Origin of the sequence: Microbulbifer agarilyticus, assembly GCF_019800665.1 — a bacterium.
Classification (GTDB): domain Bacteria; phylum Pseudomonadota; class Gammaproteobacteria; order Pseudomonadales; family Cellvibrionaceae; genus Microbulbifer; species Microbulbifer agarilyticus_C.
This window is the reverse complement of sequence record NZ_JAHVKO010000019.1, coordinates 1-845: the sequence shown is the minus strand read 5'-3', so window position 1 is coordinate 845 and position 845 is coordinate 1. Positions and strand designations below refer to the sequence as shown.

Annotated in this window: 1 protein-coding gene; it reads right to left on the bottom strand. The window is 46.4% G+C overall.

The window, feature by feature from the left end; genetic code table 11:
- Positions 1-247 precede the first annotated feature (247 nt).
- Entirely contained in the window at positions 248-571 is a 324-nt protein-coding gene (locus KUV22_RS17205; protein WP_222233011.1) for a hypothetical protein, read from the bottom strand.
- Positions 572-845 lie beyond the last annotated feature (274 nt).

Sequence of the window (845 nt, the reverse complement as noted above, 5' to 3'; positions counted from 1 at the left end):
AATACATGTTTTTGCATACGCCAAGAAGAGAAGTTTGTCGCGGCCAGAAGAACGCCAAACGAAATAAACAAGGCTGATTCAATGTTTATGCAGCTCATAATACGATGACATTTAACGCCCACAGCAGGGGCGGCTTACCTTGTGCGCTTTTTGCGCAAAAATGGGAGCGAAGCGACCTGCGCAAAACGTGCACAAGGTAAGCTGTCCCGCGGAGGGCCGAAGGGCCGGAGCATACTGCCTGTGATTGTTAAGAGTTACCACGGCAATGGGACAAGCTGTCCTCGTAAACAGCTTTGTAAGTTTCTATGTTATAGCCGACATAGGCTTCACAGATTGTTTTGTGCTCCGCCCAAAAATCTTTCTCGTTGAAATCTACAAAGTCATTGACGTTTGCATCCATGAGCTTACCAAGCCATTCAGACAATAAATTTATTAATTTTATAGACTTATTTAGGTGTCTCGCCGATCCGATATGTATAGCTCCTACCTTTAGACCTGACGAAATACCTTGAATAGCAGCATATCCAGTTAACCCAAGATGTCTATATGCTGACTTTGACGATTCATCCATCGTACTTTTCTCTAACTACTCTTAACGCCGCCAGCAGGGGCAGCTTACCTTGTGCGCGTTTTGCGCGAAAATGGGAGCGCAGCGACCTGCGCAAAAGGTGCACAAGGTAAGCTGTCCCGCGGAGGGCCACAGGCCCGTAGCTTCATTGCCTGGCTTTGTTAGCCTTTGCCCCCAAGCTCAAACTCCTGATGCAACTCATAGAATTGCTCCGTAAGGATATTATTACAATTCTGAACCGAAATCTGATCGCCTAACTTATCTCCGATAACGACAT

Coding starts and splice junctions, on each gene's coding strand:
- KUV22_RS17205 (WP_222233011.1), bottom strand. CDS start 571: ATGGATGAATCGTCAAAGTCAGCATATAGACATCTTGGGTTAACTGGA.